This window comes from Pseudomonas farsensis (assembly GCF_014268805.2).
Classification (GTDB): Bacteria; Pseudomonadota; Gammaproteobacteria; order Pseudomonadales; family Pseudomonadaceae; genus Aquipseudomonas; species Aquipseudomonas farsensis.
On the sequence record NZ_JABWRF020000001.1, the window covers coordinates 1,573,936 to 1,600,783 of the forward strand.

At 55.5% G+C, this 26,848-nt stretch carries 20 protein-coding genes and 2 pseudogenes; 19 read left to right on the plus strand and 3 right to left on the minus strand.

What is annotated here, in order from left to right; genetic code table 11:
- Nucleotides 1-50: 50 nt before the first annotated feature.
- A complete protein-coding gene (locus HU719_RS07235; protein ID WP_186537286.1) occupies nt 51-431 on the minus strand; it encodes a Mor transcription activator family protein in 381 nt (126 codons plus the stop codon).
- A 383-nt stretch (nt 432-814) separates the two neighbouring features.
- Here HU719_RS07235 and HU719_RS07240 point away from each other — a divergent pair.
- From HU719_RS07240 to HU719_RS07320, 18 genes and pseudogenes are all read left to right on the plus strand, one after another.
- A pseudogene (locus HU719_RS07240) lies at nt 815-2,577 on the plus strand (ShlB/FhaC/HecB family hemolysin secretion/activation protein).
- Between the two features lie 24 nt (nt 2,578-2,601).
- The gene (locus HU719_RS07245; protein WP_217843697.1) at nt 2,602-9,351 is read left to right on the plus strand and encodes a two-partner secretion domain-containing protein; all 6,750 of its coding nucleotides are present in this window, start codon (nt 2,602-2,604) and stop codon (nt 9,349-9,351) included.
- Entirely contained in the window at nt 9,348-9,665 is a 318-nt protein-coding gene (locus HU719_RS07250; RefSeq protein WP_186537271.1) for a MafI2 family immunity protein, read from the plus strand. The genes HU719_RS07245 and HU719_RS07250 overlap by 4 nt, the downstream gene beginning before the upstream one ends.
- Nucleotides 9,666-9,688: 23 nt before the next feature.
- Nucleotides 9,689-10,015 (plus strand): polymorphic toxin type 50 domain-containing protein, encoded by a 327-nt coding sequence (locus tag HU719_RS07255; protein ID WP_186537270.1) that lies wholly within the window; start codon nt 9,689-9,691, stop codon nt 10,013-10,015.
- Nucleotides 10,016-10,019: 4 nt separating this feature from the next.
- Nucleotides 10,020-10,310 (plus strand): MafI2 family immunity protein, encoded by a 291-nt coding sequence (locus tag HU719_RS23995; protein WP_496197689.1) that lies wholly within the window; start codon nt 10,020-10,022, stop codon nt 10,308-10,310.
- Between the two features lie 44 nt (nt 10,311-10,354).
- Nucleotides 10,355-10,552, plus strand: a pseudogene (locus HU719_RS23755) (polymorphic toxin type 50 domain-containing protein); the annotation flags it as partial.
- Nucleotides 10,518-10,607 carry a hypothetical protein gene (locus tag HU719_RS24000; protein WP_496197692.1) on the plus strand — a complete coding sequence of 30 codons (90 nt, stop codon included), beginning with the start codon at nt 10,518-10,520 and terminating at the stop codon, nt 10,605-10,607. The pseudogene HU719_RS23755 and the gene HU719_RS24000, both read left to right, overlap by 35 nt.
- A gap of 30 nt (nt 10,608-10,637) precedes the next feature.
- Nucleotides 10,638-10,913: a MafI2 family immunity protein gene (locus tag HU719_RS07265; RefSeq protein WP_186537269.1), complete on the plus strand. Its 276-nt coding sequence runs from the start codon at nt 10,638-10,640 to the stop codon at nt 10,911-10,913.
- Nucleotides 10,914-11,694: 781 nt separating this feature from the next.
- Nucleotides 11,695-12,615, plus strand: coding sequence for a hypothetical protein (locus HU719_RS07270; protein WP_186537268.1), 921 nt, complete (start codon nt 11,695-11,697; stop codon nt 12,613-12,615).
- On the plus strand, nt 12,612-13,082 hold the full coding sequence (locus HU719_RS07275; protein WP_186537267.1) for a hypothetical protein: 471 nt from the start codon (nt 12,612-12,614) through the stop codon (nt 13,080-13,082). Before HU719_RS07270 ends, HU719_RS07275 begins: the two co-directional genes overlap by 4 nt.
- A 37-nt stretch (nt 13,083-13,119) precedes the next feature.
- Nucleotides 13,120-13,326 (plus strand): colicin E5-related ribonuclease, encoded by a 207-nt coding sequence (locus tag HU719_RS07280; protein ID WP_496197693.1) that lies wholly within the window; start codon nt 13,120-13,122, stop codon nt 13,324-13,326.
- Nucleotides 13,327-13,355: 29 nt separating this feature from the next.
- A complete protein-coding gene (locus HU719_RS07285) occupies nt 13,356-13,574 on the plus strand; it encodes a hypothetical protein (RefSeq protein ID WP_186537265.1) in 219 nt (72 codons plus the stop codon).
- A gap of 450 nt (nt 13,575-14,024) precedes the next feature.
- Nucleotides 14,025-14,552: a hypothetical protein gene (locus HU719_RS07290; protein WP_225917123.1), complete on the plus strand. Its 528-nt coding sequence runs from the start codon at nt 14,025-14,027 to the stop codon at nt 14,550-14,552.
- 1,334 nt (nt 14,553-15,886) lie between these two features.
- Nucleotides 15,887-16,348: a hypothetical protein gene (locus HU719_RS07300; RefSeq protein WP_202883369.1), complete on the plus strand. Its 462-nt coding sequence runs from the start codon at nt 15,887-15,889 to the stop codon at nt 16,346-16,348.
- Between the two features lie 730 nt (nt 16,349-17,078).
- The gene (locus tag HU719_RS07305; protein ID WP_186537264.1) at nt 17,079-17,582 is read left to right on the plus strand and encodes a hypothetical protein; all 504 of its coding nucleotides are present in this window, start codon (nt 17,079-17,081) and stop codon (nt 17,580-17,582) included.
- Nucleotides 17,583-17,864: 282 nt separating this feature from the next.
- Nucleotides 17,865-18,317: a hypothetical protein gene (locus tag HU719_RS07310; RefSeq protein WP_186537263.1), complete on the plus strand. Its 453-nt coding sequence runs from the start codon at nt 17,865-17,867 to the stop codon at nt 18,315-18,317.
- Nucleotides 18,318-18,744: 427 nt separating this feature from the next.
- A protein-coding gene (locus tag HU719_RS07315) for an IS5 family transposase (RefSeq protein WP_186537262.1) occupies nt 18,745-19,598 on the plus strand; the annotation gives its coding sequence in 2 pieces (ribosomal slippage) (nt 18,745-19,098 and nt 19,101-19,598; 852 coding nt in all).
- Nucleotides 19,599-19,787: 189 nt separating this feature from the next.
- On the plus strand, nt 19,788-19,976 hold the full coding sequence (locus tag HU719_RS07320) for a hypothetical protein (protein ID WP_186519604.1): 189 nt from the start codon (nt 19,788-19,790) through the stop codon (nt 19,974-19,976).
- A gap of 36 nt (nt 19,977-20,012) precedes the next feature.
- On the opposite strand, the gene HU719_RS07325 is transcribed toward HU719_RS07320, so the two are convergent.
- Entirely contained in the window at nt 20,013-20,375 is a 363-nt protein-coding gene (locus tag HU719_RS07325) for a fe2+ zn2+ uptake regulation protein (protein WP_186519602.1), read from the minus strand.
- Nucleotides 20,376-20,600: 225 nt separating this feature from the next.
- Here HU719_RS07325 and pvdQ point away from each other — a divergent pair, with 225 nt between their 5' ends.
- Entirely contained in the window at nt 20,601-23,000 is a 2,400-nt protein-coding gene (pvdQ, locus tag HU719_RS07330) for a bifunctional acylase PvdQ (protein WP_217843698.1), read from the plus strand.
- Here pvdQ and metH read toward each other — a convergent pair.
- Nucleotides 22,978-26,685, minus strand: coding sequence for a methionine synthase (gene metH, locus HU719_RS07335; protein ID WP_186536347.1), 3,708 nt, complete (start codon nt 26,683-26,685; stop codon nt 22,978-22,980). The two genes, pvdQ and metH, sit on opposite strands and share 23 nt — an antisense overlap.
- Nucleotides 26,686-26,848: the final 163 nt, after the last annotated feature.

Sequence of the window (26,848 nt, forward strand, 5' to 3'; positions counted from 1 at the left end):
AGTACAAGCCCTGAAGCTGTCTCGGGGCGCTTGGCGTTGCTGCATCCCCTTCAGCGCGCAGGGCATTCCAGGCGGCGAATATTGCCGATCTGGCGCAAGCTCAAGCCGTACTTGTCAGCCAACAGGCTGCGCGACAGGCCGTCGGCGCTCTCTTTCTGAATCTGCTGGTTGCGCAACTGGCGCTGGAAGTGGTCGGCCTTGGGGATCTCCAGCGCCATGCCCGCGTAACGTTTGATCAGTGAGTCGAGTGCATCTGCCGGCAGTACATCGGCCAGTTTGGTGCGTTCGCGGTGCTTGGGAATGTACTTCGGCCGCCCGCCAAAGGCGCAAGTCAGGTGATAAGCGTTTTCCAGGCCGATGCATTCGATCAGCGATTGCAGGGAGTGCGGCAGTTGGTTGATTTCGATGTTGCTGAGGTCTGGCATTTCCATACGAGGCTTCCTTTTGCGGGAGTGGTTTGACGCCACCGCCTTTTGGCGGGTGTGCGTCGCAAAGGCTCCAAGGGGATGTCCCTGTGACCTGGCTCGATTTTCGACCAGCACCAGAAAGCCTCGCTAGGCGCGATACGGACCGGGAGTTGTAGCCTCTGGGGCCCACTGTTCGCAGGGATTTGTTTCTCATCGTGTAGGAAATGCACCGGCCTCCATGGCTACAGGCACCGGAGCGTCAGGGAGAAGGTGTTCCATGATGGCGGATAGGGTGCATTACCCTTGGTGGACAGTCGTCCAGGGGATTTTGTGTGTTTCTTTGACGTCATAAATCAGGCGCTATAATATTAATGGCCATCATATAGCCAGTATTCATTTGTCATCGCATGCCGTCACCCCTTCGTATAACCAGCCTCCTAATTATTTTGTTCAGCGTCCACCCATTGCGCGTCGCCCACGGTGCGCCCACACCGGGTGATACAGATCTGATTCGTGAACGGCAGGAGCGTCTGCTTGAAGAGCAACGCCGACGCTTGGAAGACCTCAAGGAACTACCGGGTTCTCCGTCTCATTCGCCAGATCACACGGCTCCCGCTGAGGCCAGGTGTTTACCTGTTCAAGAAATAGAGATCAAAGGCGCCGACAATCTATCGGAGCCTGAGCGCGACCGACTGTTGAGGCCATACATCAATCAATGCCTCGGTGTTTCGCAACTCAACGCATTGCTCAAGGCGATTACAGCCCGGTACATCGAGAGGGGCCTGGTCACGAGCCGGGCGTATTTGCCTCAGCAAAAGCTGACCACTGGACATTTACAGATTCTTGTCGTTGAGGGGCGACTGGAGCAGGTCAAAGTTGCCCCTGATAGCCATCTCTCGGATCGCGAGATTTCAATGGCTTTTCCGGGGCGTGTCGGCGATTTGGTTAATCTGCGCGAGCTGGAGCAAATGGTCGACCAGCTCAATCGCCTGCCTTCGAACAAGGCGAAAATGGAGCTCAAGCCGGGCAGGAATGTTGGCGGTAGTGAGGTCGAGGTCACCAATACCCCCCAGAAGCCTTGGCGTGCCGGGCTGACGCGAAACAATGGCGGGCAGCGCAGCACTGGCGAAAGCCTTGGCGTGCCGGGCTGACGCGAAACAATGGCGGGCAGCGCAGCACTGGCGAGCAACAGATGGGGCTGACCTTCGACTGGGACAACCCGCTGGGGCTGGCCGACCAGTTGTCGTTGCGAGGCAACCACGATGCGATGACCGACCATCAACATACCTCGCGCAGCACGGCGCTTTACTACAACGTGCCCTGGGGATGGTGGAACTTCACCTACAGCTTGAGCCAGAGCGAGTACCGTTCGCAGATTCCGGTCAATGGCTACAACTTCAAGCAGACCGGCGATACCCAGACCCACGCCTTCCAGGCCGAGCGGGTCGTGCACCGCGATGCGGTGAGCAAGACGTCCCTGAGCAGCGGCATTTCCTACCTGCGAACCAACAATTTCATCGAAGACAGCAAGCTCACGTTCAGCAGCAATCGGATCAGCGAAGCGCAGTTCGGCATCAATCACGGCCGCCGCATCGGCAACGCGTTCGTCAACTTCGACCTGGGCATGCAGCAAGGTATTGGCCTGCTTGATGCTCAGGATAACGGCCATCCGCGTGCAGGTGAGCCGGTCGCGCGCTACCGCAAGTACAGCGCCACCGCGACCTACCAGCAGCCTTTCGAGCTGTGGGGCGAGTCATTCAGTTTGACCAGCCTGATGACCGGCCAGCGCAGCGAAGATGTGCTGTTCAGCTCCCAGCGCACCAGCCTGGGTGGGCAGTCGTCGATCCGTGGGTACAAGGACCAGTCGCTGTCGGGAGACAGCGGCGGTTACTGGCGCACCGACCTGCGTTGGACCCGGCCGGTGTCGCTGGCATGGCTACGGCCGGTGATCGCCGAGTACGGCACCAGCCTTGGCTACGACCTGGGCGTGATTCGCGGCGATCAATACAACGCAGACCAGCATGGGCGCATGTCCAGCCATTCGCTGGAACTGTTCGCCCGCGGTCAACACGTGGCCACAAGCGTGACATTCGCACGCTCCGTTGAGCGCCCCGATGCACTGACCGAGCGTGAAGCGCCGATTTATTTCCGCCTTGACCTGTTCTTCTGAACCAACTCTACCGAGATCTCCTGCATGGATGCCCGTTCTCATTTCCCGTTCGCACGCCTTTTGACTGCGGCCGAGCAACCCCGCGACCGATTCTGGGGTATCCCTACTCGGGCGCTCGCTTTCCTGTTGGCCAACGTCATGTTCTGGCAGCCCCTCTGGGCGCAGGCCGAGGGCATCGTCGTGGTGACGCCGGGCGTCAAGCTCGACCATTCGGCCAATGGCGTGCAGGTCATCAACATTGCCACGCCGAACGGCACAGGGCTGTCTCATAACGTCTTCCATGACTACAACGTCGGCACACAAGGGCTCATCCTCAACAACGGGTCGACGCAAACGTCCCATACGCAGTTGGGCGGCCATGTCATCGGCAACCCGAACTTGACCAAAAGCGGCTCGGCACAGGTCATCCTCAACGAAGTTATCGGCGGCAGCCCCAGCCAGCTCAAGGGCTACACCGAGGTGGCCGGGCAGTCTGCCCGGGTCATCGTCGCCAACCCCTACGGCATCACCTGCAGCGGCTGCGGCTTCATCAATACACCCCAGGCGACCTTGACCACGGGCAAGCCTGTGATCGGCAAGGGAGGGCGGCTGGAGCGCTTCCAGGTCGATGACGGTGCGGTCGCCATCGAGGGGGCTGGTCTGAACGCCAGCAACATCGACAGCGTCGAGATCATCACGCGGTCTGCGCAGATCAATGCCCAGATCCATGCGAAGAAGTTGACCATCGTCGCCGGGCGCAACGATGTCGATGCCAAGACCCTCGATGCGGTTGCCCGCGCGGATGACGGCAGCACCAAGCCGCAGTTGGCCATCGATGCCTCAGCGCTTGGCGGCATGTACGCAGGCGCCATCCGCCTGGTCGGCACCGAGGAAGGCGTCGGGGTCAAGACGGCGGGCGACCTGGTTGCCAGCGCGGGTGACATTCAGATCGACGCCAATGGCGAGGTAACGACCGCTCGCATATCGGCAAGTGGCAACCTCGACATCCAGGCCCAGGACATTACGCTCACCGACAGCGCCTATGCCGGCGGCAAGGCCAACGTGCAAGCACAAGACAAGCTGACCTTGGAGCAGGACAAAAGCCTGGCAGCCCGCGATGAAGTGCGCCTGGGCGGCCAGCACATCGTCAACCAAGGCAGCGTGCAAGCCGGTGTCAATGCCGACGGTAGCAGCAACATCCACGGCGCCCTTGAGATCAACGGCGGCGAGCTGACCAACCGCGGCAAGATTGTCGCCACTGGCGCCCTCAGCACCGACCTGCAGTCGCTCGACAATACGGGCGCTCAGATAGCAGCAGGCCAGGCAACGATCAAGGCCGGTTCGCTGACGAACCTTGGCGGTGTGCTGCTTAGTCAGCAGGCGATGGAGATCACGGTTGAGCAGGCGCTGAACAACAGCGACGACGGTTTGATACTGAGCAAGGCCGGCACCCTGACGGTTCGAGCAGAGAGCCTGGACAACCAGAGCGGCACATTGCAGGCCAGTAAAGCAGGCGTGGACGTCACGACCACCAAAGCGCTCGACAATACCCTCGGTAAAGTCATCGCCGGTAGCGGCCAACTCGACCTGAAAGCGGGTGAACTGATCAACCAGCAAGGCGTGCTGCAGGCCCAGGAAGGGCCGCTCAAGGTAACGGCGGCTTCGCTCGACAACCGCAAGGGCACCGTCAATGGCCAGCAGATCGTCCTGGCCCTCGAAGGCGCCCTGAACAACGACGAGGGCTTGGTCGAAGCAGCGGACAGCCTAGAGATCAATGCAGGCTCAGCAAGCAACACCAAGGGGCAACTGCGGGCGCTGGGGAGCGATGGCAAGAGCCAATTCACCTTGGGCGGCCTGTTCAACAACGACGCCGGCCTTGTGGAAATCAACAACGCCAGTTTCGCTTTGAACAGCAAGGGGCTGAGCAACCAAGGTGGCGCTCTGCGCCATGCCGGCGATCAGGGTTTTGACGTCAGCCTCGCCGATGCCGGCCAGGCAGGTGGCAGTTTCATTACCAACGGCGCGCTCAGCCTGGAGGTTGACGACTGGACTAACACCAGCGTCCTACAGGCAAAAAAACTGACGCTCAAGGTTGGCAAACTGATTCAGACCGCCGACGGCAAGCTGCTTTCGGCTGAGTCGATCGAAGCCAGCGGCGGCAGTTGGGTCAATGACGGGCACATCGAAACCAATGGCTCGCTGGAGCTGATCCTGACCGGCACCTACAGCGGCGACGGCAGCCTGCTGAGCCAGGGCGGCATGACCATCAGCGCGACCAGCGCGAGATTCGGTGAACATGCCGAAGTTCGAAGCGCCGGCGAGGGCACCTACCACCTTGGCACCAGCCTGGTGAACGCCGGGCGCATCACCGCCGCCAACGACCTCGTACTGCAGGTCGACAACCTGACCAACACCGGCACCCTCGGGGCTGGCCAGCAGTTGAGCGTCGAGTCGCAAACGCTGCTCAACCAGGATGGCTTGATCTTCAGTGGCGCCGATATGCTGGTGCATACCGACAGCCTGACCAACCTGCGCGGCACCCTGTACAGCCTCGGCTCCCTGGACATCGCCAAGGACGCCAGCCAGCAGCGGGCAAGCCTGATCGAGAATATCTCCGGCACGCTGGAAAGCGCCGGCGACATGCGCCTGCTGGCCGACAGCCTGATCAACCGCAAGGAAGTGTTCAAAACCAGCCTGCAGCAGGTGTCAGGTTCGATCAGGCTGATGAATACTGACGACTGCAAAGGCGAACACTGTGAAGCCGACTACCGTGTGGTTGAGGTCTACGGTACCCAGATAACCGAAGACTCTGCGCGTGCAAATCTGGTCGCTGGTGGCTACCTCAGCTTCAGCGGCGAGTCTTTCGACAACCAATACAGCACCGTTTCAGCGGTGAACGACCTGTCCATCACCGCCAGCAACTTCTGGAACACGGGCGCCGGTGGTGGTGAGCAGCGTACCTCCGGTTATTACGTCTACACCAAAGACCGCAACGAGTACTACGGCTTCGTCGCCCGTATCCCCACCTACAACAATTATCACAACCCGGATTCGGCGAGTTACAAGCCCACCACGATGCCACTGAGTTCGATCAGGATCGGCGTGCGCACTGGCTACAGCGTCGTCCAGACATCAGGCGATGTTGCCACCCAGGCGGTGGTTCAGGCCGGCGGTGACGTCAGTATCACTGGCACCCAGACCCTCAGTAATGCGGTCGTCCGGCCGGGTGAAAGCATCACCCGCAGCCCAGACGTGAAGGTTGACACCGACGTCAGTCTGACTGAGAAGAACGTGTCGCACCTCAACAGTCAATTGCCGCCTGATCTTGCCCAGCAGGCGGTCGATCCAGTGAACCTGCCAGGCTTCGATTTACCGCAAGGGACTAACGGCCTGTTCCAGGTCAGCAATAACCCAAGCCACCCGTACTTGGTCGAAACCAACCCACGATTTGCTGACCTCAAGACCTTCCTAAGCTCCGACTATTTGCTCAACGCCCTGGGTTATGAGCCTGATCAGTCCATGCGTCGCCTGGGTGATGGGTTATACGAGCAACGCCTGATCCGAGAAGCGGTGGTCGAGCGGACCGGCAAGCGTTTCCTGGAGGGGTTGACCAGCGACGAAGAGATGTTCCGCTACTTGATGGACAACTCCATCGCCAGCAAGGATGAGCTGAACCTCTCGCCGGGTGTCGGGCTGACGGCTGAACAGGTCGCCGCGCTGACCCATGACATCGTGTGGATGGAACCGCGCGAGGTGAATGGCCAGCAGGTGCTGGTTCCAGTGCTGTACCTGGCCCATGCCAATGATCGTTTGGCTCCTAATGGGGCATTGATCCAAGGGCAGGACGTTGCGCTGATAACCGGGGGGGACCTGAAGAACCAAGGGACGTTGAGGGCCGACAGAGACTTGCAGGCCGTGGCAGGCAATGCCCAGAACACCGGCTTGATGGAGGCTAACGAGCACTTGTCGCTGTTGGCGTCCCAAAGCATCCGCAACGCGATGGGAGGAATCATCAAGGGCGAGGATGTCAGCGTCAATGCGCTTACTGGCAACCTGACCAACGAACGCACTATCGGCACCACCAAGGGCCAGAACGCTGTCTTCAAATGGAGTTCCAGCACGGCGGACAACGCGGCGCGTATCGAAGCAGGCAATAACCTCGACCTCGCTGCCGGCCTCAATGTGTTGAACATCGGTGGCGCTTTGCAAGCCGGTGGTGATGCTATCGTGACGGCCGGCGCCAACTTGCTGATCGTATCTGCCGAGGAAAGGGACAGCAGCAGCGCAGTCTTCAAACGATCAAGCTTCAGCCGAAGCCAGGTTACCCAGCATGGCAGTGATGTGCTGGTAGATGGCAACTTAACCGCTAGTGCAGGCGGTGATCTCTCTGTGGTCGCCAGTACCGTCAAGGCTGGTGAGGATTTGCAACTCTATGCAGGAGGCAACGTAGGAATCACTGCTGCAGCTAATGAGCTTCATGCTGAGTACCACAGCAAGCGCAGGGGGAAGAAGGTCGACCAGCAGGACGATACAGTACGTCAGCAGTCATCAATAATTGAGGCTGGTGGTGATCTATTCATCGATGCCGAGAAGAATGTACGCGTCGGTGCCAGCCATCTGACCGCTGATAACGAAGCATACGTTTATGCAGGCGAGAAGCTATCGCTTGAAGCCGCCCAGAATAGTGATTACCACCTTTATAACTACAACAAGAAAGGCAGCTTTGGCAGCAAGAAGACCCAGCGTGATGAAGTGACCGATATCAAACATGTCGGCAGCACGATCACCTCCGGCGGCGACCTGGTACTGGTCAGTGAAGGCAACCAGCTTTATCAGGCTGCCAAGTTAGATAGTGGCAACGACCTGAAGTTGGAAAGTGGGGGCAGTATCACCTTCGAGGCAGTGAAAGATCTGCATCAGGAGAGCCACGAAAAGAGCAAGAGTAACGTGGTGTGGCAGTCCGCTGAGGGTGAAGGTTGGACCGATGAAACACTTCGTCAGACACAGCTTTTGGCTCAGGGGAATGTGGCTATCAAAGCGGTGGAAGGCCTGCAGATCGATATCCGCCAGCTTGATCAGAAAGGTGTACGTCAAGCAATCGACGCCATGGTCAAAGCTGATCCAAACCTGGCTTGGCTGAAGACCGCGGAAGAGCAGGGGAAGGTCGATTGGCGACAGGTCCGCGAGCTCCACGACAGCTGGAAATACAGCAGCTCTGGCATGGGGCCTGCCATGCAAATAGCCATCGCGATCGCAGCGGCAGCCATCGGCGGCATGGCGGCGGCAAGTGTGCTAAGCGGCTCAGGAGCCGGCTTGGCGGCTACAGGTGCTGGCGTCGGTGCGGCCGGCAGTTTATCGAGCAAGGTGTCGGTTAGCCTGATCAACAATCAGGGTGACTTGGGCAAAGTGCTCAAAGACACTTTCAGTAGTGACAGCCTGAAACAGTTGGCCATTACCGCAATAGTCGGTGGACTTACCGCAGGCTATTTCGACGCGTGGACAGGTACGGAAACCCAACTGCCTACCGACAAAATTCTCTCGCCGCTAAATAGCGTTGGTGACATCAGCCGATTTGCGGCCAATCAGGCACTGCAAAATATCACCAGCACGGCGTTGAGCAAAGCGCTGGGCCAGGGTGGAAGTTTTGGTAGTGCATTGAAAGACTCGCTTTATAACACCCTTGCTGCCACAGCGTTCAACGCCGTGGGTAATCTGAAGCTCGAAAGCGGGAGCGCCACGAAGATTGCGACTCACGCGTTAGTGGGTGGGCTGGTGGCGGAGGCTGCAGGGAGGGACTTCACCAGCGGTGCCGTTGCCGCTGGCGCCAACGAAGCACTGGCTAGCCAATTGCGGCAGCTTGTGACACAAATCAGCCCCAAGAACAGAGATGCTCTGCTCGTCATGTCTTCTCAGCTAGTGGGGCTGGTGGCAGCTACGCTGGTGAGTTCAGATGCCAAAGACCTGGAAACGGGCGCGTGGATCGCGAAAAACGCTACCCAGTACAATTTCCTGAACCATGAGCGCACTGAGTATTTTGTTGAGGATATCCAGGGATGCAAAGGAAATCTTGATTGTGAGGCCGGCGTCTGGGAAGGCGCTGGATACAACAAGGAAAGCCAGGAGAATCTCGAAGACGCATTAAAGACCATGGGCCCGGCGCGCGCGAAGGACCTGATGCTTCAGGTCGAGGGCGGGCTGGCTGCTCTTGGGCAGTTGCAGTGTGCGACAGCCAGCTGCGAGGGCTATAAATTCGAACTTATCGATCGAAGCCTCAAGGCCTTGAAATCCCTGGAGGAGGTGTATGGCTACGGTTCTGTCATAATCGGCGGTATAGCCGGGATGGCTGGAACAGGTGGCAGCCGGCCTGGGGTAGGGCCAGGGGTTTCATCTAATGCAAATAAGGCGTATGAGTACTGGGCGGCTGTCAGGGCTGAGCGGGTAGGTGGTGCAAAAGGAATACTTACACCTAAAGACTTTCCTGAGGTCTCAACAAAAATAAGCCAGAGGCAGAATCGTCATACTTCAGGGACACAGCAGCTTGAGGAGCGGGGGAGCGTTGGTTTCTTGAACAGTGTTTCAGATGCTCAAAAAGTGCTTGACGCTTACCACTCCGGCCAAGTGAAAATCCTAGGAAAGAATAGTCAAGGTTTTCCAGTGGTTAAATTTGAGGGTGTTACTGGAACTAACGTTAATCTCGGCGTTGGTATAACTGGTCAGCCGACTAACGTATTTATTATCAAGGGAACAAAAAAGCCGAGCATTGTCCCCACCAATCCAAACTGGAGTCAGAAATGAGTGATCAGCCTGTGCTGGAAGATTGGAACTTTCAAGTGCTAATGCTTGTTCAGGCGTTGGTAGGGGCGGTTTCTGCCAACTTTAGAATGGTCGCATTGCTGTGGTGTGGTGATGAGTGGGTATTGAGGTTCTATCTTGAAGAGAACCTTGAGGATGACGTCGAGGAGATTGAAGATATTGTTTGTCAATATACGGCATATCAAAATTCTAGCTTGAGATGCCGTTCTGAATTGATTGTGGGTGGCGAAAGACTTCCGGTGTTATCTGAGCTTGGGCGGGTCGTGTACCGTCGCAGAGAGGCCCTTGGCAGTTAGTTGGTGCAAAAGCCACAGGTGCCTTGCTGGACAACGTAGCCAGCAACATTCATGCTGGGCAGCAAGGCAAGCATGTTCTGGGGCATAACAATTTTATTCCCGGACGCAGTTATTTTGATGAGGGTGTGGATCCTCAAAAACCGTTGAATGGTGCTCATGCAGGAGAGTTTCCTGTCGTAGGTTATGGTTCCCGAGGTCAGCCAATAGTTGATTTTGGTAAAATATTGGTGTTGATGGCTCCTCTGGTTTGGCGACGGGATATGGAACAATGCATTCAGGCAAGAACGGAGCGCATATTGTTCCGACAAATCCTGTTGCTGTTAGAGCGGAGTCACGAAAGTTTTACCTGATTGGTTGGTTTTATGTGTTTGGCGCGCTCTGATTGGTGAGATATATCCTTCAATAAGAGCGATCGCTCTTTCTCTGGCGGATGATCGGACGTTGCTTATTTGCTACTACCTTGACAGGCAACCTACAGACTTTGACTGGGAGAGCTTAGAGGTTGTTGCTACAAATATTTCAGCCTCAATTGGTCAAGACAAAATTCTTCGCATAGATTTGCAATGCAAGTTTGAGTCGGATCCGATTGGAAGACTTGAGTGCTTGGGAGGTTTTGTCTACTGTCGTCGAGAGTATGATTTGTAGGTGCAAAAGAGATGCCCGCTGTTAAATAAAGTGCTCAAGATAAGCACTTTCCAGGTCATAATTCGTACAAGCCAGGCCGTAGTGTTTTGAGCAGTGACCCCCGCGAGCTTGCCGAAAGTGCTGGAACTGGACAGCAGGTCGGTAATATTCCAGTTGGCATGCCAGGCTCGAAAGAAAGGGTGAATTTTGGGGGCTATAGCGACGTATATAGATGGAGCAGGCGTGGCAACACCTACAGCTAATGGGATAATTCACTACTCAAAGTATGGTATCCGCATTGTGCCAGCGAGGCCGTAAATAATGTGTTCTCTTGATGATGTGATCGTGATGGCCCGTCTGAATATTCAAAGGGCATTGTTAGGTGAGGTTTCAGGGAAGCTTCGTGCTGTTATATTTTCAGTATCGGGACTGATTCTGGATATTAGATTCTATTTTGACGGAGAAATCGATGATGATGATTTTGAGTCTGCCTACTGCGTTGAAACTGAGGTGATTGCTGATTACGAGGGTGACTGGACGGTTACAGTGAAGTGCTTGCGGCTAGATGCCTCGGAGCCGATACTTGATCAGGGAGTTTGGGTATTTAAACGGCGTGAAATTTAAGAGTAATTAGGTTGGTACAAAAGGGTTAGAGATAGCACCGGGTAAGTTTGACTTTCTGTTTGGACGTGTGGCTAGCAGCTCTCACAACGCAGCTCGTTCTAATCAGCTCGCCCTTGAAATGAAGAGGCTCGGTGTTCCAGATAACGCAAGTGGTCGCCAAATGCTGGCCGAGCACTTGGCCCTCGCGGCTGAAACTGAAGGCAACGTGGTGAACACGTTCACTAACCAGTTCGGAAAATTTGAGGTTAGGAAACCATTGTTTATGAGGCTATCTGGTAAGGTCGCGAATTTTCAGAGTACGTTTTAAGTTATTGAAGATGGAACTCGAAAGCTTAACGCAATCATACCTATTCGCTAAGGGGGCTTTGATGGACTTCCCAAATGCCAATGATTTTTTGGAGGAATTTGGTATTGAGCCGGTCGAGGTTGATCCAGGTTTGTCGTTATATCGCTACATAAAAAATCTCATAGCAGTGATCTGGAGGTTGATTTTTCTTTCAGCGCTATAATGGGGTCGTTTCAGGTCATGCTGCGGTTTGCTGAGCAGGAGTTGGCCGTTGTTTCTTCGGAAAGTGTAAAGTTTATTGGATTTATTCGGGATGACGCGGGAGCAGGGGTTCATGTTGTTTTTGATATCTGTAACTCGACATCAGAGGCTTGGGTGATGCTTGAGCCTGACGTAAGTTGCCGATGGTGGACGTTGCGTAAAGCGTAGCAGGGACGTATTAGCCCCAAGAACAGAGATGCTCTGCTCGTCATGTCTTCTCAGCTAGTGGGACGGGTGGCAGCTACGCTGCTGAGTTCCGATGCCAAAGACCTGGAAACGGGCGCGTGGATCGCGAAAAACGCTACCCAGTACAATTTCCTGAACCATGAGCGCACTGAGTATTTTGTTGAGGATATCCAGGGATGCAAAGGAAATCTTGAGTGTGAGGCCGGCGTCTGGGAAGGCGCTGGATACAACAAGGAAAGCCAGGAGAATCTCGAAGACGCATTAAAGACCATGGGCCCGGCGCGCGCGAAGGACCTGATGCTTCAGGTCGAGGGCGGGCTGGCTGCTCTTGGGCAGTTGCAGTGTGCGACAGCCAGCTGCGAGGGCTATAAATTCGAACTTATCGATCGAAGCCTCAAGGCCTTGAAATCCCTGGAGGAGGTGTATGGCTACGGTTCTGTCATAATCGGCGGTATAGCCGGGATGGCTGGAACAGGTGGCAGCCGGTCTGGGGTAGGGCCAGGGGTTTCATCTAATGCAAATAAGGCGTATGAGTACTGGGCTGCTGTCAGGGCTGAGCGGGTAGGTGGTCCAAAAGGGGATGTGTCCGGTCTTCTTCCAAAACCAGGTGCCACATCTCTTCCTGCAAGTGGCGTAGGTGCTGGTGCAGCATTTAAAGTAGATTCGAAGCAGCTAGGCAAAAAACTCGGTAAGCACGTCGAAGATTTCGGAGGCAACGCGGCAAGCTCAGCAGATCGTAAAATGGTACTCGATAAAATTCATGGCATTGGGAGTAACCCTGAAAAAGTAATCCCTGGGACTTTTGCTGGGCAAGGAGTAAATGGCGCACGAGGTGATGTGTTTTTCAGAGTTAAGGGTAATGATGTGGTTGTTACCAAGCCTGATGGAACGTCCGTTACTATCCTGAAAGATGGGGTAACTCAAAATCCATCTGTACAGAGCGCATTAAAGGGAGGTGTTAGGCAATGAATTATCCTGGACTTATGATTGCCTGGCTTTTAACAGTGCTCAGTAAGAAACTACTGTCAGTAAATGCTCTATGCCATGTTTTCTCTTCCGAGAGGGATTCTGCGCCTCAAGAGCTCGAACTTTTATTTGAAAATTCTGAAATCGGGAAATTCTATGGCGGACCTGATGGTGCGTCTATATATTTTTCTTTAAGTCCGATTTCAAGCTGTGATCTAGGTGAATACGGTAGGCAAGATATTTTTAATATTTCTGGTGAACGTTATTTTTCCGATGTTGTAGGAAGGAGGTTAGTGTCTGCGTCGCTTGTTCAGTCCTTAGCAGAAGATGTAGTGATAGGTGTTGCTCTCTCGTTTGATAATGGTTTTTGCCTATCCATTTTAAACTTAGGTGATGAGATTTTTGTCTATAATGAGATCCCAGAGGAAGTAGTCATCAGTGAGGGGGTGAGCCTTATCTCTGTGAGTTGATGGTGCAAAAGGAATTTCAATTACGATTGAACCAAAAATTGCTGACCAAATGGGTAAGCGGGGCTGGACGGAAAGCTCTATACAGTCAGTAATCGATGATCCAATCAAAACGGTTGTGATGAAAGATACTCGTTTTGATACTCCGTCAGGATGCCGTCCTAATGATCCAGCTACTGGGTATATCGCTAAGGATGGTTCTTGTGTGGTAAGGAATGATCGCACGGGAGCGATTGTCCAAGTCTAAAATAGAAATGATCCTAATTGGGTTGCGACATGGGGCTGATTAAAGTTGAGGTGTCTGTAGAGGATTTACCCATAACTCCAAAATTAATGTGGAGTGGTTCTCCTTTATTTGATGTGGGTGATGGAGTTAGTCTGATCGACTATTGCAAAAATAATGATATTGCAGCTCTTGGTATTGAAGGTTTTGGAATCAAGGGGGTAAGAGAATTTCATGCATGGATTGTATTATTGATTTTTCCGCGTCATTAAATGAAATGGATTTCGCTGTGAAGTCGAAAGGTTATTGAGAGCATGATCGGTAGCGACATATTGATGGAGTTTGTGTTCGTTAGATTTTAAATGGTGCAAAAGTAAACGCTCACGCCCCAGGCACACCAAGGTTCATTACGGACTCCGCCGATAATACTATTGATTTATATTGCACCAGGGGGATTAGGGGGCGAATGTTACGGTTACGGGAGCGCGTGGTGGTGTTCAGTATCCGTTGCAAAGGAAAACTCCCGATTCTGTTAATCTGGGGGCGGATATGTTGTTGTCTACGGTCCCGAGGGCGCGCACTATATGATGTGTCAGCTCTCGGATTAAGGTGATCGAATGGCATCAAACTCCGAATGGCACATATTTCTCCAAGAAGGGAAGTGATACGAAAGTTTTTGAGGGGGATGTTCCTCGTTCGGTTCTTGATAGCTTGGGGTTGAAATGATGAAGATTTGTCAGGGTGATATTTCAAAAAAAACGTTGGGTCTGTTTGTTTCAGATATTGGCTCTGGGGAGTTTTTTTCATATGTAGGGCACTTGGTTTCATTAGAGCAGGCAGTTTCTGTTCTGGGTTTGCTCTCTCCCGATTTTATTGAGGTCGATGGTCATATTTTCTGGCTGCCTGACGCTCAGCAATACGATTCAAAAAAAATTAATTTGAACGGGCTGGTTGAGATCGAACCTGGTGTGTTGGGGAAAAGTACATCGCGTAGAGACGTTGAGCGATACAGGAATATTTTTTCAATAAATCAGTTCTTTTCAAAGTGGGAGGGTGGTCCAGGTCGACCCGTGTTTAAAGTGGGTCTATCAGAAGAAGATTATCGTCTTTGTCATTTGTTTGCCGAGCAGATCACTAAGTATTGGGGGCGCGCTTTATCCGACTCTTTTCCAGGTAAAGTATTTCAGTTTGAAGTTTCTGATGATCTTCTAGATGAATATGGCGTTTGTCTAACATTCTGGCAGGCGTAATTTAATGCCGCGCACTGCAAAACATCACCGGCAGAGCATTGAGTAAGGCGTTGGGCTAGGTGGAAGTTTTGGCAGTGCGCTGAAAGACTCGCTTTACAAGCTGGCGAGCCTGGATTAAAAATTACATACAAAGATGGCGCGGAATTTGACATGACTAAAGCCCGAATTAACGAGACTAAAGCTAACCGCTACGCCCCTGTAACAGCACGCCCAGTTAAGTGCAGCGATGCACTTGACGATAGAGACACTAAGCGGGCTCCTACTCAACAGGAGTTGAGTTGGTTTAACAGTGTTATCTGGTAAGATCAGCCACGATTGATTTAAGAGCCGGAGAAAAAATCAAGGTTCTCGTTCACCAAGAATATGGGCTTTATATAAGGATTTCAACATATGAGGATGCAGGTGCGTTAGAGGACCTGCTAGACGGACAGTATTTCGTTCTATATTGGAAGGCGGCGCTAGTGAGCTTGTCAACGATGGAGGTAATGAATATTACTTTGGGAATGCGGCAGACCCTGAGACACTCGCGTGTTCTTGTGATACAGGCGGATGGTCGTAGTCCTCAACGAGCGTCATTTGAAGATGCAAGTGGCGGGCCAATAGACCTGGCGACGGGTATGTCACCGCAGCCACCGAAAGGCCTTTCTAAAGCTGAAAGGAAAAAGTGGATTAGAGAAAGAACTCATATTGAGCAGGTAGACTGATGTTTGATTTTTTAAGGCTTGTCTTACCTTTTCTCCCACTTTGCATTAAGAATGTTGAGTGGGGTGGTGATTCCTTGGTTATCTCCGGCGATAATTGGAGGTTTGTCACTAGTAGTGCTTGGAGAGTATCTCAAGGTAAAGAGCTCTTATTTGCATGTTGGGATGATCAGATAAATACACGTACAGAGGATTTGGTAGGGCTGTCAGTTGTTGATATGTCATGGATCGCGAGTGGTCAGCCTATTGATCCGTTATTCATTTTTTCTGATGGTAGAAGGTTAGATGTGTTCTGTTCTTCCTTTTCTGAGCCTTGGGTGATGAGTCTTCCAGATAATAGTATTTACGTTGGAAACTCATAGGTACAAATAGAATTTCAATTACGATTGAACTAAAAATTGCCAGCCAAGGGGGTAAGCGGGGCCGCAGGGAAAACTCTATGTAGTAAGTAATCGATAATCCAATCAAAGCGGTTGTGACGAAAGATACTCGTTTTGATGCTCTGTCAGGAAGCCGTCTTAATGATCCAGCTAGTGGGTAGGTCGCTAAGGATGGTTCTTATGTTGTAAGGAATGATCGCGCGGGAGCGATTGTCCAAGTCTCAAATAAAGATGATCCTAATTGGGTTGCGCCATGGGACATGTCACATGGGATCTGGATGCCGCGCTTGCTCTTACAGGTGCCCCCGCTATACTAAGGGCTTTGTTAGCAAAAAGGCTTGCTGCGGCTGGTGTTGATGTTACAGTGGCCATTGAGGTTTCTGGACGCGTTCAGTCACGTATCAACTTGAGGACCGGTGACAAAAAATCAGGTTGGGAGCACGTTATAAGTCGTCACTATAATTCTGAGGTGAATGCAAGTCAGTTTACTATAGGGCAGGCAGAACTTCGCACTTTGCTTCAAAGTAAAGAGGTGGTGAGTTCGCCTGTAGCACGAACTTTAGATAGTGCAGATGGGATTCGATATGTTCGAGAGGTGAATCTCGGTCATTCTATTGGTATTGATAAATTCAGTGGTCAGCCTACTTCTACTATGAGCATTCTTACTGATAGGTTTGGTAATTTGATAACGACTACTCCGGGGGTTATTAAATGAAACTAATAGGGAGCCTTGCGGAACAATATTTTCGTGAAGAGCTATCTAAGTCATGGAGCGGGCTTAGAGAGCCGGGAAATCAGTTGTTCTCTGTCTTGGCGGGCAGGCTTGGCTTGATCGGTAGCGCATTTGTGTTGAATTGGACGCCTGAGCAAGCTGAGGATTTATATGCGGTCCTGGTTAATGGGGAGGAAGTGGTTTGGCTTGAGATTTCAAGGCCGAGTGGGGAGGTAGTGGATTTTCAAACTACTAGTGTGAAGGAGTACGGAAAGTCGCTTCGCTCACGACAGAGTAGGATCCAGTTGGCGGTTGCTCTTGATCTAGCACGTCAGCATTGAGCTTAGCACTCGACAGTGGTGGGGCTGTTTGTTTACTCCGCGATAATAACCAAACACCCCTTGATGACGCGGATTCTGATCCTCCAGTTGACCTCGAACCCGGCATGTTGCGGCCAGTTGAGTAGCGCGAGGGTGGACGGCATCCCGCGCTCCAGGCTCTACGAGATCGGCGATCGGGTGGAGCTCATGGCCGATCGTGATGGACGGCCCCAGGTGTTCAAATGGATGCAGTAGAGAATGCACGATTACAGGCTCTTCTGGCGAGTTATCCTCCGGGAAGCCCTGAGTTGCTGCACTTTCAGAAGATTTGTTGATCGCGACAGCCAGTATTCAGCGTCTAGCCTCTCAAAACAATGTACTTACTTGGAGTGTTAGAAATGCGATAACCGCCAATGGGTCAGATGTTTAAGCATTCCAATCGACTACTGAACAGTTCCTCGATCATGGGTTATTTAATACAAACTCGCAATGGTCTCAGAGCGGCGGCAGCGACTGGGCCGACGAGCCAAGTCTTATTCCTGAAGCTTGGAAGGAACAATTTGGCGAAAGCTGCTGCTATTTATTTGAGAGAAATTGCTGGTGTTTCGAGCAGCCCTGCAGAACTCAACGATCTGGTGCAAAGATTTTCGATTGTATTGGGCGGTGGGATTACTGGTGTCACTTGGGATCTGGATGCAGCGCTTGCCCTTAAAGGCGCTCCTGCGGTACTAAGGGTATTGTTAGGTAAAAGGCGTGCTGCGGCTGGTGTCGATGCTACGATAGCCGGTGCACAGAACCGCGAAACTGCTGAGCTTCTTGATGAAGCTGCTCTAAAACTTGAGCAATACATTCAACATTCAACATTCAACATTCAACATTCAAAAAGCACAAACCGGCTACAGTTGTCGGCGCTATAGATCCGCTGACAGGAAAAATAGCCACCACATCTAATGGGGTAGTTCCAAGTACGATTGCCCCCGAGCTGCAAGCTTATGCAGACAGCCTTGGGGGCTTGGGTGTGAAGACAGCATGTGGAAATACGTTGGGTCGTTGTGCTGAGTTCAGAGCTGCTAACGAATTGCTTTTGAGCAATCCTAAGCTTAGACTCGACGATATAAATTCACTTCCGCCATTCGTCCTCGAACAGGAGAAGTGGTTCCACGCTGCGAAAACTGTACAAATATCTTTGGAGCAGAATAATGGAGATGGATGAAGATTTTTTGGAAGCTCATGATTTAGATTTCTTTGCATATTTTGAAGATGGGCTGCTTGGGCACTTTGCGACTGCCGGACAAGGTTTTGTACCTGAGTTAGTCAAAAGCTCTATCGAGAATTATGAGAGGGTGTATGACTATGTAGACTCGTTAGGCGAAAATTTTGGATTTAAAGTAATTGACCGCAATGTTCCAGAGTTCAATGCTACTGCGCAGAGAGATCGCTACTTAAAGTCATTTTCCATCATGGCAAAAAAAGGCTTCTTTAGTTATGACTATAGAGGCGACCGCTACAAGCTAATCGTCGCACCTCAAATAGGACGGCGCATCTCCGAAGTGCCCAGTGATATTGGGTCGGCCCTTGCCGCTCTATCATTGAGCACTAGCGAAAACATAGAGCTTATTAGCAGTAATTTCTTTAAGTTAGAATTGAATTGATTGGTGAATTTATTCCACCAGAAGCTATTGGGGTGAATGAAGCAGGTGCTCAGGTGGAGGTAGTTGCGACACTGAGAGTGACTCGCCGGGTAATGGGTCGAAGGTCCAATGAGTGTGGTTGCTTGGCACATTCATTCGCGGTGACTGCACGCCTGTGGAGTGTTAATCGTGACTTTAAAAACTCGTTTGCTTAGAGTGCGTGTTTAGGCAGTCTGTTCGGAACTCCCTTACTTTTACTACAGGTGTACCTTTGGCGAGGATCAGCAATGACCCTGCTTCGGAGCAACAAGCGGCGGGCGAAAAGCTTGGGCGGTGGCAAGCAATTTCATTTCCAGGTTCTGTACGAAATACCGAGAAACCGAAGCAGCACCGGCCCAAGGCTGATTTTTTGTAGAGTTCTCAACCATCTACGAAAAGGAATTCTGTGATGGCAAAGCGTTATGAACTCTCGGAAGATGCCTGGACGGTGGTCGCGGACCTGTTCACTGAAGGCCAGCGCAAAGGCCGACCACGGCTTAGTGAACGTTTGATGCTGGATGGTGTGCTGTGGGTGCTTTGCTCCGGCGCTACTTGGCGTGACATGCCTGAGCGTTTCGGTCCTTGGTCAACGGTCTACCAGCGATTTCGTGACTGGCGAAACCGAGGCACTTTTGACCACATGCTCAAGCGGCTTCACATCAGACTGAACGAGCATGGCCTGATTGACCTGCAGACCTGGATGATTGACTCGACGACAGTACGCGCAACCCGAGCCTCTGCAGGCGCCGGGAAAAAGGGGGGCCTGATGAACCCGTTGACCATGCGATAGGCCGTAGCCGAGGCGGACTGACAACCAAGATCCATATGCTTTGCGACTCCAACGGCGTGCCGTTGCGCTTCCTTCTCTCTGGCGGTCAAGCCAGTGATATCAGCTACGCCCAGCCCTTGCTCGATGATGTCAGCATTCCCGGCAAACGCGGTCGCCCCCGGAAACGGTGCCGATGGCTTCTCGCTGACAAAGGCTATGACGCCGAAGCTTTGCGGCAGTACTGCGATCGCTATCGCATGCAGCCGGTGATCCAATTACGGAAAATGAAGCGCAAGCCGAAGCCTGGTTTGCCACGACTGTTTGACCGCCCAAAATACCGGCAGCGAAACATCATCGAGCGAATGTTCGGCTGGCTGAAAGAGAACCGACGTATCGTGACTCGCTTCGACAAGCTCGCGAAAAGCTACTCCGCGATGGTCTCACTGGCTTGCGCTATGCGGCGTTTGCGACATCTCTTTTCGTACAGAGCCTAACACTGCCACTTCACCTCGATTCATCCCTCATTCCGCGGGTAACATTTCGATGCGCAGAGGGTTTAGCCTGGCCTTTGGTTAAAGGCTCACAAATAGCCCCGAGGAAAATCAGCGTCTTCAGCCCTTGCGAGGTATCATGCCGCAGGCTTCGCCATAGCCCCATGTCCCTGATGTCGCAAGGAAACTCCCATGACACACGTGCAGCGCCTGAAATATTCGATCCTGATCATCCTGGTAGTGCTGGGCCTCATGCTCGGCCTGAGCCACCTGCAGAAGCAGGGCACCATCAGCGAGCAGACGTTCCAGTACCTGGCCATCGGCATTGCGGTTGTGGTGGTAGTGATCAACGGCCTGCTGCGGCGCAAAGTCAAACCCTGAAGGGCTTGGGCCGGCGGGCTGCGGCCGGCCAGGCGCTCAGCGTGCGGCGTGCTGGTCGAGCACGGCCCGGGCCTGTGGGTCGAGGGTGTAGCACTTGTCGCTACCCAGGGTGATCACCCCTTCTGCGCACAGGCGTTTGAGCACTTCGCGCACGCTGAGGAACGACAGCGGAATATCCAGTTGTTCAAGCTGCGCATGCACGCCACGCACGCCGATGCTGCGGCCATTGCGGTCGGCGGCGTGCAAGGCGTCGATGACCTTCAGGCGGATCAGGCTGGTGCGCAGGCCGAACACGCGCAGCAGCTCGCGGATCTGCTCATTGCCGACTCGCTCATGCTCGCCGAACGGCGCACCGGCCTGGGGCGGCGGCGTCTGCGTCGAGGGTTGCGGGTTGTACATGTGAATGCTCCTTTTCGTGGACCGTCCAGAAAACAGGTTGCCTCACTGGATAAGACGGATGAGCGCGGCAAATCTGCAGCCCTCGGCGAAAAAAAACTCACATCACCTGAATGAAAGCGTCGCGCGCCCGACAACACCGTAAAATTTCCGGCAGGCCAATCGTTTGATCGGGATGACCCCCGATTCGCACGAGGAGTGCCTGTGACCTTTTCATCACGTCCTGTCATGCAGCTGAGCCTGGCTGCGGTGCTGGCCGCTGCGAGCCTGGCCAGCCAGGCCCACGAGGTGGCGGCTGACGCTACTGCGCAGATCCGCCGCACCAGCTTCGGCACCCCGCACATCCTGGCCGAAAACGAGCGCGGCCTTGGCTACGGCATCGGTTACGCCTACGCGCAGGACAACCTGTGCTTGCTGGCCAACGAGGTGCTGACGGTCAATGGCGAGCGTTCACGTTACTTCGGCGCCGCTGGCAAAACAGCCGATGAGCGCGAAAACCTGCCCAGCGACGTGTTTTTCACCTGGTTCAACAACCGTGCGGCGGTCGAAGGTTTTTGGCAGGCGCAATCCCCTGAAATGCGTGACCGCCTCGAAGGCTATGCCAGCGGCTACAACCGCGCGCTGGCCGAGCGCCGCAGCCAAGGCTTGCCTGCCGAGTGCGGGGCCGGGGACTGGGTGCGGCCGATCGACAGCCTCGATCTGGTCAAGCTGACCCGCCGCCTGCTTGCCGAAGGCGGCCTTGGCCAGTTTGCCGAAGCAGTAGTCGCAGCGGCGCCGCCTGAGCTTGCGGCAGCGGCACCGCGGGTTGATTACAGCCAAGTGCTGGCGCGCCAGGAGCAGTTTGCCCAGACCCGTGGCAGCAACGCGGTGGCGGTGGGCGCCGAGCGTTCGGCCAGTGGCCGCGCGCTATTGTTGGCCAACCCGCATTTCCCGTGGATTGGCGGCATGCGTTTTTACCAGATGCAGCTGACCATCCCTGGCAAGCTGAATGTGATGGGCGCGGCGCTGCCGGGCCTGCCGGTGGTCAATATCGGCTTCAACCAGCACCTGGCGTGGACCCACACCGTCGACACCTCGAAACACTTCACCTTGTACCGCCTGCAACTGGACCCGAAAGACCCGACCCGCTACCTGCTCGACGGCGAGTCACTGGCGCTTGAAAAGTACCCGGTCAGCATCACTGTCAAGGGTGATGACGGCGCCTTGCAGCAGGTTGAGCGGCCGCTGTACCTGTCCAGGTTCGGCCCGGTGGTGCAATGGCCTGGGCGGCTGGACTGGGACCGGCAGGCGGCCTTCAGCCTGCGCGATGCCAACCTCGACAACACCCGGGTATTGGAGCAGTGGTATCAGGTCAATCGGGCCGACAGTGTGCAGGCACTCAAGGCGTCGGTGGGCAAACTGCAAGGTATACCGTGGGTCAACACCTTGGCCGTGGATGAATCGGGCGCAGCGCTGTACCTGAACCAATCGGTGGTGCCGTATGTGGACCAGGCGTTGTTGGCGCAGTGCAGCAACCCGCAGGCGAGCGGCCCCATGGTCGTGCTGGACGGCTCGCGTAGCGCTTGCCAGTGGAAGGTCGACCCGCAGGCTGCGCAGCCGGGCATCTTCCCGCCCAGCCTGCTGCCAAGCCTTGAGCGCCGCGATTATGTGCAGCATGCCAATGACTCTGCCTGGCAGGTCAACCCGGCAGCGCCGCTGACGGGCTTCTCGCCACTGGTCAGCCGCGCCGACGAGCCGCTGCGCATGCGTACACGCTTTGCCCTGAATCGCCTGCAGGGCAGCGCCAAGCTCGGCGTGGCTGAGCTGCAGCAGATGGTGTTCGATGACGAGGTGTACCTGGCCCGTGTATTGCGCCAGGACTTGCTGCAGTGGTGCCAAGGGGTCGAAGCCGACCTCAAGGCGTTGTGCGCCAGTTTGCAGGCGTGGGATGGCAAGGCCGGGCTCGAGGCGGGCATTGGCCTGGTGCACTTCGAGAACATCGCGGCGGTGCTGGCCGAACACCCCGAAACCTGGCGTGTGGCGTTTGACCCTGCCGACCCGCAGCACACCCCGCGCGGCCTTGCCGTCGAGCAGGCGGCGGTGCGCAAGGTGCTGCGCGAGGCAGCGCTGGCATCGTTGGCGCAGGTCAAGGAAGCGGGCCTGGCCGATGATATGCGCTGGGGGCAGGTGCAGCAGGGCATGAACGGTGTGCCGGTTGCGGGTGGGCCGCAGGAGCTGGGTGTTTACAACGCCATGCTCAGCGTACCGGTGGCGCCCGGCAAGCGTCTGGTGGTCAGCGGCACCAGCTATTTGCAGGTGGTCAGTTTCACCGAGCACGGGCCTAAGGCCGAGGGGTTGCTGGCGTTTTCGCTGTCGAGCGAGGCGGGGTCAAGCCATGCTGCGGACCAGACCAAGGCCTTTGCCGCTGGCAAGCTTGCGCCGATCCCGTTTACCGAAGCGCAGATAAAAGCCGACCCGCAGTATCGCCAGGTGGTGATCAGTGAGCGGGACAAGCCCGCTCACCACAAGGAGATATGTCTGGCGAAAACAGGGTTGTACAAAACCATAGAATTTCCCACGGCGACCGCGAGGTGCTGCCCCGCTGGCACTGAGCGCCGTGGGAGCGTCAGTTGTCGTAACCCAGGTTAGGCGCCAGCCAACGTTCGCTGACACTCAGGTCCTGCCCTTTGCGTGCGCTGTATTGCTCGATCTGGTCTTTGTCCACCTTGCCCACGGCAAAGTACTGCGCTTGCGGGTGGGCGAAATACCAGCCGCTCACTGCTGCGGCCGGGAACATCGCGAAGTGCTCGGTCAGGAACACGCCGCTTGGGCCGGTTTCGCCAATCGCGCTGCCGTCCAGCAGGCGGAACAGCGTTTCTTTTTCGGTATGGTCCGGGCACGCCGGGTAGCCTGGGGCAGGGCGGATACCACGGTACTGCTCCTTGATAAGCGCCTCGTTGTCCAGGTGCTCGTCGCGGGCATAGCCCCAGTAGTCCTTGCGCACGCGCTCGTGCAGCCACTCGGCGCAGGCCTCGGCAAGGCGGTCGGCCAAGGCCTTGACCATGATCGAGCTGTAGTCGTCGCCTTTGTCCTGGTAAGCCTTGGCCACCTCCTCGGCGCCGATGCCGGCGGTGGTGATGAACCCGCCCACATAGTCGGTCACGCCGCTGTCCTTGGGCGCCACGAAGTCGGCCAGCGACCAGTTCGGCTTGCCGTCAGGCTTGATGGTCTGCTGGCGCAGGTGGTGCAGGGTGGCCAGTGCTTCACCGTTGTCGCCGTAAACCTCGATATCGTCGTGGTTGACCTGGTTGGCTGGCCAGAAACCGAACACCGCACGGGCGCTGATCAGCTTCTCGTTGATCAGCTTGTCGAGCATTTCGCGGGCGTCCTGGTACAGCGCCGTTGCCGCTTCACCCACCACCTCGTCAGTGAGGATGCGCGGGAACTTGCCGGCCAGGTCCCAGGAGATGAAGAACGGCGTCCAGTCGATGTACTCGGCAAGCTCGCGCAGGTCGATGTTGTCCAACACCTTCACGCCCGTGAACGAAGGCTTGGCCGCCTGGTAGCTGGCCCAGTCGTAGCCAGGCTTGGCGGCGATGGCCTGGGCGTAGCTCAGGCGCTCGGTGCGGGCGCTGCGGTTGGCGGTGCGCTCGCGCACCTCGACGTACTCGGCGCGGGTCTTCTCGACAAATGCCGGCTTGAGTTCCTTGGACAGCAACTGGGTCGCCACGCCCACCGCACGGGAAGCGTCGGTCACGTAGATCACCGCGTCATTGCTGTACTTGGGCTCGATCTTCACCGCCGTATGGGCCTTGGAGGTGGTGGCGCCGCCGATCATCAGCGGCAGCTCGAAGCCCTGGCGCTGCATTTCGCGGGCGACATGCACCATTTCGTCCAGCGACGGGGTAATCAGGCCCGACAACCCGATGATGTCGCATTTCTGCTCGCGGGCGGTCTGCAGGATCTTCTCGGCCGGCACCATGACGCCCAGGTCGACGATGTCATAGCCGTTACAGCCCAGCACCACGCCAACGATGTTCTTGCCAATGTCGTGCACGTCACCCTTGACTGTCGCCATGAGGATCTTGCCCTTGGCCTCGGGCTTATCGCCTTTTTCAAGCTCGATGAACGGGATCAAGTGGGCCACGGCCTGTTTCATCACCCGCGCCGACTTGACCACCTGGGGCAGGAACATCTTGCCGGCGCCGAACAGGTCGCCGACTACGTTCATGCCGCTCATCAGCGGCCCTTCGATGACCTCGATAGGGCGCGCGCATTGCTGGCGGCACTCTTCGGTGTCCTCGACGATGAACGCGGTGATGCCCTTGACCAGCGCGTGCTCCAGGCGTTTGCCTACCGGCAGCGAGCGCCAGGCCTCGTTCTCGACTTCCTTGACGGCGCCGCCGCCGCGGTAGTCTTCGGCGATCGCCAGCAGCGCATCGGTGCCCTCGGGGGTGCGGTTGAGCACCACGTCCTCGACCTTGTTGCGCAGGTCGGCCGGGATCTCGTCGTAAATCTCGAGCTGGCCGGCGTTGACGATACCCATGGTCAAGCCATTGCGGATGGCGTGGAACAGGAACACCGAGTGGATCGCCTCGCGCACCGGGTTGTTGCCACGGAACGAGAACGACACGTTGGACACGCCACCGGAGCTCAGCGCGTAGGGCAGGTGGTCGCGGATGTAGGCGCAGGCCTCGATGAAATCGACGGCGTAGTTGTTGTGCTCTTCGATGCCGGTGGCAACTGCGAAGATGTTCGGGTCGAAGATGATGTCTTCGGGCGGAAAGCCCACTTCGTTGACCAGGATGTCGTAGCTGCGCTTGCAGATTTCCTTTTTGCGCGCGGCGGTATCGGCCTGGCCGACTTCATCGAATGCCATGACCACAACGGCTGCGCCATAGCGCTTGCACAGGCGAGCGTGGTGCTTGAACTGCTCGACGCCTTCCTTCATGGAAATCGAGTTGACGATGCCCTTGCCCTGGATGCACTTGAGGCCTGCTTCGATGACCTCCCACTTGGAGGAGTCGATCATGATCGGCACCCGCGAGATATCGGGCTCGCCGGCGATCATGTTGAGGAAGCGCACCATGGCCGCCTGGGAGTCGAGCATCCCTTCGTCCATGTTGATGTCGATCACCTGGGCGCCGGCCTCGACCTGTTGCAGCGCCACTTCCAGGGCCTCGGTGTAGTTTTCTTCGCGGATCAGCCGGGCGAAGCGAGCGGAACCTGTGATGTTGGTACGCTCACCGACGTTGACGAACAACGACTGGCGGTCGATGGTGAACGGCTCCAGGCCCGACAGGCGGCAGGCCTTGGGGATCTCGGGGATGACCCGTGGCGGGTATTTGGCAACGGCTTCGGCAATGGCCTGGATATGCCCAGGCGTGGTGCCGCAGCAGCCGCCGATAATGTTCAGAAAACCGCTGGCGGCGAACTCTTCGACCACCGCAGCCATTTCTGCCGGGGTTTCGTCGTATTCACCGAAGGCGTTGGGCAGGCCTGCGTTGGGGTGCGCCGAAACAAAGGTGTCGGCTTTGCTTGCGAGCTCTTCGAGGTACGGGCGCAGGTCTTTGGCGCCCAAGGCGCAGTTCAGGCCGATGGAAATCGGCTTGGCATGGCGCACCGAGTTCCAGAACGCCTCGGTGGTCTGCCCCGACAGGGTGCGGCCGGAGGCGTCGGTGATGGTGCCGGAAATCATGATCGGCAGTTCGACCTGGTCTTCTTCGAACACCTGCTGCACGGCAAAGATGGCCGCCTTGGCATTGAGGGTGTCGAAGATGGTTTCGATCAGGATCAGGTCGGCGCCGCCTTCGATCAGGCCGCGAGTGGCCTCGATGTAGTTGACCACCAGCTCATCAAAGGTGACGTTGCGATAGCCTGGGTCGTTGACGTCGGGGGAGATCGAGCAGGTGCGGCTGGTCGGGCCGAGTACGCCGGCGACGAAGCGCGGGCGGTCCGGGGTTTCGAGGGTCTTGGCGTCCGCCACCTGGCGGGCAATGCGCGCGCCTTCGACGTTCAGCTCGTAGGCCAGCCCTTGCATGCCGTAGTCGGCCTGGGAAATCTGCGTGGCGTTGAAGGTGTTGGTTTCAAGAATATCGGCGCCGGCGTCCAGGTAGGCTTTTTCGATGGCGGCGATGATATCCGGGCGGCTGAGCAGCAGCAGGTCGTTGTTGCCCTTAACATCGGTTGGCCAATCAGCGAAGCGCGTGCCACGATAGTCGCCTTCCTCGAGGCGGTAACTCTGGATCATAGTGCCCATGCCGCCGTCGAGAATCAGGATGCGCTCTTTGAGTGCGTTCTGGAGTGCTTGGTAACGAGCGCTGCGGTCGGACATAGGACTACCTGGTCGGGCGAATATCAGAAGGTGCGGATAATAACAAAGCTGCATGGATTTTAGGGCTGCTGCCACTTTGCATGAATTTCCTTCATGTTGGCGCGGCTGACGCACCCAACGCCCGATTCGGCATATCGTGATGCTTCAAGAACCAGGACATTCG